Source organism: Neobacillus sp. MER 74 (genome assembly GCF_023714155.1).
Window position 1 is genome coordinate 1 of sequence record NZ_JAMAUV010000045.1, and the last position, 7,477, is coordinate 7,477.

At 35.3% G+C, this 7,477-nt stretch carries 10 protein-coding genes; 9 read left to right on the top strand and 1 reads right to left on the bottom strand.

What is annotated here, in order from left to right; genetic code table 11:
- Window positions 1–725, bottom strand: a 725-nt coding sequence (locus M3610_RS27060; RefSeq protein ID WP_251463568.1) for an IS110 family transposase, incomplete at its 3' end; no start/stop codon positions are given.
- Between the two features lie 291 nt (window positions 726–1,016).
- On the opposite strand from M3610_RS27060, the gene M3610_RS27065 reads away from it, so the two are divergent.
- The 9 genes from M3610_RS27065 (at window position 1,017) to M3610_RS27105 (ending at window position 7,337) form a co-directional block, all read left to right on the top strand.
- Window positions 1,017–1,418, top strand: a complete 402-nt coding sequence (locus M3610_RS27065) for a hypothetical protein (RefSeq protein ID WP_251463569.1) — start codon at window positions 1,017–1,019, stop codon at window positions 1,416–1,418.
- A 154-nt stretch (window positions 1,419–1,572) separates the two neighbouring features.
- Window positions 1,573–2,025 carry a hypothetical protein gene (locus tag M3610_RS27070; RefSeq protein ID WP_251463570.1) on the top strand — a complete coding sequence of 151 codons (453 nt, stop codon included), beginning with the start codon at window positions 1,573–1,575 and terminating at the stop codon, window positions 2,023–2,025.
- A 140-nt stretch (window positions 2,026–2,165) separates the two neighbouring features.
- Window positions 2,166–2,513: a short-chain dehydrogenase gene (locus M3610_RS27075; RefSeq protein WP_251463577.1), complete on the top strand. Its 348-nt coding sequence runs from the start codon at window positions 2,166–2,168 to the stop codon at window positions 2,511–2,513.
- Window positions 2,514–2,739: 226 nt separating this feature from the next.
- On the top strand, window positions 2,740–3,570 hold the full coding sequence (locus M3610_RS27080; RefSeq protein ID WP_251463571.1) for a hypothetical protein: 831 nt from the start codon (window positions 2,740–2,742) through the stop codon (window positions 3,568–3,570).
- Between the two features lie 843 nt (window positions 3,571–4,413).
- The gene (locus M3610_RS27085; RefSeq protein WP_396953682.1) at window positions 4,414–4,710 is read left to right on the top strand and encodes a PadR family transcriptional regulator; all 297 of its coding nucleotides are present in this window, start codon (window positions 4,414–4,416) and stop codon (window positions 4,708–4,710) included.
- Window positions 4,703–5,878: a DUF2812 domain-containing protein gene (locus M3610_RS27090; protein WP_251463573.1), complete on the top strand. Its 1,176-nt coding sequence runs from the start codon at window positions 4,703–4,705 to the stop codon at window positions 5,876–5,878. Before M3610_RS27085 ends, M3610_RS27090 begins: the two co-directional genes overlap by 8 nt.
- Window positions 5,879–5,919: 41 nt before the next feature.
- Complete coding sequence (locus M3610_RS27095; protein ID WP_251463574.1) at window positions 5,920–6,375, top strand: DUF4288 domain-containing protein; 456 nt, start codon at window positions 5,920–5,922, stop codon at window positions 6,373–6,375.
- A gap of 83 nt (window positions 6,376–6,458) precedes the next feature.
- Window positions 6,459–6,974: a hypothetical protein gene (locus M3610_RS27100; protein ID WP_251463575.1), complete on the top strand. Its 516-nt coding sequence runs from the start codon at window positions 6,459–6,461 to the stop codon at window positions 6,972–6,974.
- Between the two features lie 129 nt (window positions 6,975–7,103).
- Complete coding sequence (locus M3610_RS27105) at window positions 7,104–7,337, top strand: hypothetical protein (protein ID WP_251463576.1); 234 nt, start codon at window positions 7,104–7,106, stop codon at window positions 7,335–7,337.
- Window positions 7,338–7,477: the final 140 nt, after the last annotated feature.

Sequence of the window (7,477 nt, forward strand, 5' to 3'; positions counted from 1 at the left end):
GCTAAATGAATTAGTAATTGGGCCTTTTTTAATCCAGGCTGTCTCTTCATCAGTGATTTCCACCCGATAACAACGTTTTGAGGTTGCATTGAACGCAATTCCATTGGTGTAGGAAATAAGCGAAGGGGTGCGATTGCCCCTTTACCTTTCACGTCTTTAAAAACTTGTCGAAGCTCTGGAAAGACAACATCTACCCAACGATTTAATTGGTTGATTGAACTAACAAGACGCTTCACAATCACATCACGGTTAGACATAAGAACACGAAGTTCTTCAAATGATTCAGAAGTGGGATGAACGATGGAATAGTAACCATTTTTCACCATATCAGCGATAACTAGTGCATCTTTTTTATCGCTTTTCGACTGGGTATTATCTCGATTCTCTTTATTCCTTTTTACATGGTACGGATTTACTGTTACAACATCAATATTCTGTTCGAAAAGCCATTTTGATAGATTAATCCAGTAATGTCCCGTAGGTTCCATGCCGACTATAGTGGTAACTAAGTTATTTGTCCTTTTTAATTTGTTAATCCAGTGCAATAAAATAGTAAATCCATCTTCGTTATTTTCAAATGTGAGAGGATCGCCGACTACAATTCCACGGAAATTCACTGCTCGAGCGACGTGAAATTGTTGAGCAATGTCCACACCAACAACGAGATGTTTATCGGAAATTCTTTCTATTAGTTGATTTTGCTTGTCTTGCATTTTAAACTTCATAGTAGGGGTTCCTCCTAAGGTTTGAGTTAGAGTGGTGTCTATACTCATATCTTACTGAGGAGCTCTTTTTTTATCAAAGTCAATAATTAACTCTCTACAGGAATGCTAGCGGGTAGCGAGAGTTCAACAAAGAGTTGTCCCGGCAGCTCTTTTCTTATTGAACAAACGGAGAAGAATAGTTAAATAAGTTGTTGCGTATAGTCCATTTTAATGTACATGGGAAGATTTATATGAAGTGGAAGGCATGCTCATACGACCGAGAAATTAGAAGAAAAGGAAAAATATTATCATATGTTTGAGATAATCTATGCATTAATTGGGCTAATCATTTGCTCCTCTATAGTAATCTTTTTTGTGAAAAAAAAACGAGGACATAAAGATTTTTATTCTGTTGTTATTACAGTAACTTTTTTTGGAATTATATGTTTGTTACTTATAATTTGGGATACAGAGGATTATATTGCCATTAAAAATAAGAATTTTCAAACTGCTAGTGGTCAATGTGTTGTAACAGAGTTTGAAACAACGGGGAGAACAACTATCCACGAACTTCACGTAGAAATTAATGGTGATTTTGTTGTTATTGGAGATTTTGATGATTTTAGTGATGTTAAGCAAGGGACCTATCACTGTACTGCAAAATATATTGAGAAAACACGTACACTGTTTAGCATCAAACCCACCCATAACTAATTAAAGTAACGGGAGCTAGAGTTAAAAAAGGTGTTGCGGAGGCGGCGTCTTTTTTTCTTCTCCCGGTATCGGGTCATGTAAGTGGAAGAAGGAAATGGTAAAACGTGCTATTGTTTAGTGATAGAACTACTTAATAAAGAATGGGGGTCATCCGATGGATTGGATTGAAGTCAAAGATAGTAAAGATATTGAAAGTCTTTTGGACATATTTGGTGGATTCCATGATAGTTGTCTAAAGGAATTGTACATGTGGACTGAGAGTTACGTTGATGAAAATTTATCGATGGGGATATCACCGGAACTTGATACTAATGTAAGAATCCTTTTCCAAAGGCAGTATCGTGCCCCTTCAGCAATTGAGTTGCTTTTTGAAGGCGTAACCCAATTTCACATTGTTCCGAGTCCAATTAATTATGATTCAATTATTTATGATGCTAAACTGATTTTACATGAAGGTTTATTTTATTGGGCTGACGACTATGATTGGGAACCCGAAGACTATACACTTGGCACTAATAGTTGGATTTGTGCCAAGAGTCTAAAGTGGCGTGATGCTAGTTCTTGGATGGGAAAACAAAATAGATACGGAGTAATTAACGAAGGATAAAAACGAAGATTCTTATTCAACAAACTGGGGGCTTGAGTAAAAAGCTTTCCGGCAATGATCGCTGGGGAGGTCATTTTCTATTTAAGTAACAGCCAGTATGGTGCAATAAGCATTATACAATGTGTATCAGGAGGTTGATAATAATGCCTGTTCATGAATTTGGAATAATTGATAATATTGAAAATGCGGAAAAAAATATTGGGTATAATCCACAAAAATTTAATTGTATTTCTGTTGATGATGATATAATTCTTGATTTAAATCAGGATTTAACTATTATGAGAACCTACTTTCATTCGCTTGAACGACCTGAATTTGGTTTAGCTTACTGGGGAATTACAATTATTCCACATGAATCACTATCAATGTTCCTTGATGTGATTACTACTTCAACATTATATAGAAAATCTGCTGAACTTAATGAGTTAGCTTCGAAAATTCTACAGGCTAAAGATGAAAATAAATACATGATACACTTTGGAATATAATCCTTTTGTGAAGGAATGTACTTAAGCTCTAATGGGGGCTTATTTTCAATAACGGGGTGGATACGGCGATCCCGTTTTGCTTTTTCAACTAATGAAGCAGGTTAGTGTAATAAGGAAATACATATTTAAGGTTGTTAAACAATAAAATAATGTGCATATTTCGATTGAAATTAAACAGAAGTGGAACAATGCTAATAATGAATATAATAAAATATAGAGGTATCTTATGAGTAATATACTGAAAACATTATTGATAGTCATATCAGGGGGGGTTGTTTTTTTTTTACGTAAGTATAAAAGGAGACGACAAAATGGTTGGACATTATACGCTCCACTTGAACAGGACTTTGTTTCAGAACCAAAGGAATACACTTTAAAATGGATAGAAGAACTTAATGAGAAACAATTTGACAGTCTTTTTGAGGACAGTGACGATGATGGTGAGCTTCAAATTAACGCACTTGAATTTAAAACTATCAAATCAGCTGATAGCCTAAATGAAATGAGTGAAATATGTTTCCTTTACGCTGCACCTGATGTTATTTACGAGGATCACCATTCTGCTCTTGTTTTTCAAGATGTAACCCCGTGGGTGTTAGAAATAATAATGATGGAAATGGTTCCGCATTATAAGGTTGTAAAAGAACTTTATATTGAGGATAAATTCAAGGAAATTCAGTTGTCAGATCTAAAAGACGAATCAAAAGAGCTTGCAAAGGGTTTGATTTCCCAAAAGTTTTATCCTGTAGTAACAGATTTATATAGGAATAATCAACCTCTCGATTCCATAGGACGTATTCAATATTTTTCAATCAAAAAGGAAGATGTTACTCCATTGTTTTTAAAAGAGAATGATGGGATTCATCAATTTATGAAAAATAATAATTTCAAGCATAATAAACCTTTTGTAATAACACCTGTGGGATGGAAATTAGATGAGAATTTAAAGGATTCCATCGCTATCCGGTCTTTTTATTTTTTCGCGAAACAAATTGTGTTGGTGGTTAATACGTTTGATGACAGTGTAAGAGCAATTTTTATTTTCGGAGAAAATTAGGATCAAATTTTTCTCGATTGAAACATTTTGTATTCGTCAGTGAGCTGTCAAAGGATATTCCATAACAAATAAAGAAAAAACGGATACAAAAGGGTACTGACATTGTTAATTAGTTGCTTGAGTTCTTTATTTCTTAACAACATTGTGAAGTATTGTACTTAAACTAAAGGGTGCAAGAGTGAAAGATCGGGGCTGTCAATTCGGCAGCTTTTCTTGTTTCACTAACGAAGCAGGATACTTTAATAAGATATGATAAAATGAAGCAATTATCGGGAAGTTATATTGTGGCTTTAAACGCTGTTATATATATAAACACTGAACTTTGGAGGATCTAGATGTGGTTAACTTTTTTAAGTCTCAGGCATTGGAGGAATTATTTTAATAATTTTTGGTTTTGTATTCTTATGGGGAATGAGAAGAATTACAAAAGTGTTTTTTTTAAATACTGATAAATTTGAAGGCTTTAAAAAGTTCACACCATTACCACCAATTTTTATCTTATCCAAACAATATTAGGACTTTGAGCATTGATAAGCATTGTGGTGGGATATTTAGTTTTATACGACCACTATTAAAATATAAATAGATGCCAACAATAGCTTCCTTTTCAAAAGGTATTTAATATGGCATTTATTAAAATGGAGTTAACGTGAACCCCAAAGCTCTTTTAGTAATGGAGGCTACCGATCATTTTCCGGCATCCTTAATTATTAAAAGGGCTTCTTTTCATCTAAAATTATATTGCTACATATGTCACGGCGTGATATAGTCGAATCATGATATATTTAAATTTAATGAGGTGTTTTTTTGGAGTTTGAAAAAGTGCTAAAAAGGTACCTGCCTATGACAGAAACCGCCTTTTATATTCTATTGTCCTTAACAAAACCACGACATGGTTATGGAATTGTTAAGCATGTAGAGGAAATCACTGGGGCACGTATTCGATTGGGTTCCGGAACCGTTTATGGGACTTTGACCAAAATGCAAAAAGATGGTGTGATTACGGTTTTTGCCGATGAAGAGAAAAAGACCCTATACGAAATGACGGAGATCGGGAAAAAATTAATGACTGCGGAAATCAGCCGGTTGAGAGAACTGTACCGGAATGCATTACAATTCGAGGAGGCTTTCCATGATTAAAGTATTCAGACCATTTTGGAGCTATGACGTAAAGAAAACGGAAAAATGGCTTTCTACAATGGCGGAAAATGGATATCAATTGGTGAAATTAAACCGATGGACACGCTGCTTTTTCTTTCGGCAAGATGAGCCCAAAATGATGACTTACAGAATCGGTTTTGAGAAAATGCAAGGCATGCAGCTACCATCTTCCTTGCTAAACGATAACTGGGTAAAGGTGACACAAAACGGGAATTGGTACTTTTTAACCAATGAAGAGCATCCGCAACAAATTAAAACTTCCCCGGTCCGTGATGGCATCATCAAACATAATCGGATCATCATGTTCATTTTTACCGCTATATTCGTATATCTAACGGCTATAGCCCTGTTCAACCTGTCAATGATGGGAATGGTCTTGTTTGCAAATGTACCTGTGGAAGTGGAACCAAGCCCATTGTGGAGTTTAACCTACACCGCTCTTGCAATTGCAATAGGAGTCTACATTCTCAGTCTTTATTCGATTATAAAGATTAAGAAGAGTAATAGGGATTTAAGCGGAGGCAGCCAAAGGGAACCCCAACGTGTTAAATTGATCGGAGAAAGATGGAGTAAGGAAAAAGAAAAAAAATTGAAACGTTCAGGGCAAATGGTTGTAAAAAGAAAGTTTGGATGGATGTTTTCCCCTGACAAGCTGGAAATATGGCTCGAAAAGATGGAGGAGCTCGGTTTTAATCTTTATCGAATCGGAAGTGGAGGAAAAGCCTTTTATTTTATCAAGGGCAACCCACGAAAGGTAAGGTATTGTGCCATATATTCAAATCTTTCGAATGAAAGCTTTTTTGATTTTATTAGGGAGACCGAATGGGGTCAAGTTTATATTTCCAACTCTTCATTACAAAATTGGACGATATGGAGCCGTGAATATACAGATAACGAAAAACGTCCGCAGATTTTTAGCGAAAATTCACAGCAATTGCAGCATGCCCGCCGGGTAGCCATTGGATACACGATGATGTTTCTTCCATTGGCTGCATTATATATTTTTATGTGTCTTTTTTCCAACCATCTCCCCAAAATAAACTTGGCAATCTATATGCTTGGTATTTTTATTTGGTGTTATTACATTGTTCGCATATGGCTTTATTATATACGGCAAAGAAAGCAGAAGGAAGTTCGCTCACTGTAGGCACAAAATAGTGTTCAAGCGGTCTGTGAGGAGGGATTTCTATGAAGAAAAGTGACAAACGATCAAGTTGGGAATGGTACGCAGTTAAATTATTATATGAATGTATCATCACCGGAAAGCCTAATCCAGAAACAATAGATGAAAATTACACGGATGCACACAAAACCTATGAGGAAAGTATCATGCTTGTTAAAGCACAGTCATTTGAACACGCTTATTCCATTGCTGAAAAGAAAGCAAAGAATAATGAAATTGATCACCTCAATCCATATGAAGAACGGGTCCAATGGCAATTTGTCGATACAGTAGATTGTTTTATTATAATCGATGACCTTGAAACAGGCGCTGAGTTATATTCACGTTTTTTACGTGTCCCCAAAAATATACCGAAAGAGGAAGTAATTTGCCATTACTATCCGGAAACAGTTGAAGACGATGAAATAGATCGAAGTTTTATTTTAAGGAACAGAGATTTTAACAAAAGACCAAACTCTTAACGAAAAGCCTTTTTTCATTGGGATGGAATTCATTCAAGTAACGGGTTCTTTCCTTAAATAATAATCCAAGCAGGGAGACGTGTATGAAAGAAGACATTATTGCTGAATTAGGGAAATTAGTGGGATTAAAATTACAGGATGTAGGAAGAGCAACTAACCTATTTTGGCTGGGTTTTGGGGATATGCTTCCAATCATTCGAAGAGGAAAAACCCAAGTTTCAGCAGAATACGCACTTCATATTCAATGTTCTTGGAGAATTACCTTAAATAATAAAATTGTTGTAGCATCACGGGATTTCTATTCTCCAAGCTCGGATTGGGATGGAGACATTGAGGACTTTGATTGGGATATACAAGATAACAATAGATTTGATGAACGAATTAAAACTTTTATAAATCACAAAGGACGATTACAGGTAAAGAACATTGAATCTGATGATATTGGTGGATTAAAGGTCTTTTTATCAGAGAGTTACAAACTAGAAGCATTTCCAGATAGTTCGGAAGATGACGATCAAGGCGAACACTGGAGGTTCTTTAACCGAAAAGATATTGGTCCTCATTTTGTTGTTTCTGGAATGGGAATTGAAAAGGTTTGAAGTTTAACTTTGATGATCGCTGCGGTGGTCATTTTTTTGTTGAACTAACGATCAGGATAGTTGAATTGGAACAGTGACAAACTAACAGGTATATAAATTCCTTAAAAGGAGTAAGAAAACCATACAATTATGAAAGAAGTGACTATTGGAATTATATTGGTTGTTGGCGGAAGTATCATTTTAGGGTGGTTTATTAAAGAAGCCTATAAAAATAATAAAAATGAAAGTACAAAGTATAAAATTTTCTATTTGTTATGGGTGACTTTAGGTGTGGTATTAGATTTTAGTAATGGATTAATTATTATTCTTGGTCTTATTTTATTAGGAGTTCTTTTAATAATCTATTCCCCACTCTTCAGCTAACGGGTGCGTTTAATGTGCGAAATGTTTCTGGCTTAAATTGAAATTGGTCACAATCTTCAGGTAAAGGTCAGACAGTTCTTCGGAACTGAAGGGTTATATCGAAGAATCAAATGATGGGGTAACGTCCTAAAGGGTTCTCT

Bases quoted from the DNA above. Each gene is read 5' to 3' on its own strand.
- M3610_RS27065 (WP_251463569.1), top strand. From the start codon at position 1,017: ATGTTTGAGATAATCTATGCATTAATTGGGCTAATCATTTGCTCCTCT.
- M3610_RS27070 (WP_251463570.1), top strand. From the start codon at position 1,573: ATGGATTGGATTGAAGTCAAAGATAGTAAAGATATTGAAAGTCTTTTG.
- M3610_RS27080 (WP_251463571.1), top strand. From the start codon at position 2,740: ATGAGTAATATACTGAAAACATTATTGATAGTCATATCAGGGGGGGTT.
- M3610_RS27085 (WP_396953682.1), top strand. From the start codon at position 4,414: ATGACAGAAACCGCCTTTTATATTCTATTGTCCTTAACAAAACCACGA.
- M3610_RS27090 (WP_251463573.1), top strand. From the start codon at position 4,703: ATGATTAAAGTATTCAGACCATTTTGGAGCTATGACGTAAAGAAAACG.
- M3610_RS27095 (WP_251463574.1), top strand. From the start codon at position 5,920: ATGAAGAAAAGTGACAAACGATCAAGTTGGGAATGGTACGCAGTTAAA.
- M3610_RS27100 (WP_251463575.1), top strand. From the start codon at position 6,459: ATGAAAGAAGACATTATTGCTGAATTAGGGAAATTAGTGGGATTAAAA.
- M3610_RS27105 (WP_251463576.1), top strand. From the start codon at position 7,104: ATGAAAGAAGTGACTATTGGAATTATATTGGTTGTTGGCGGAAGTATC.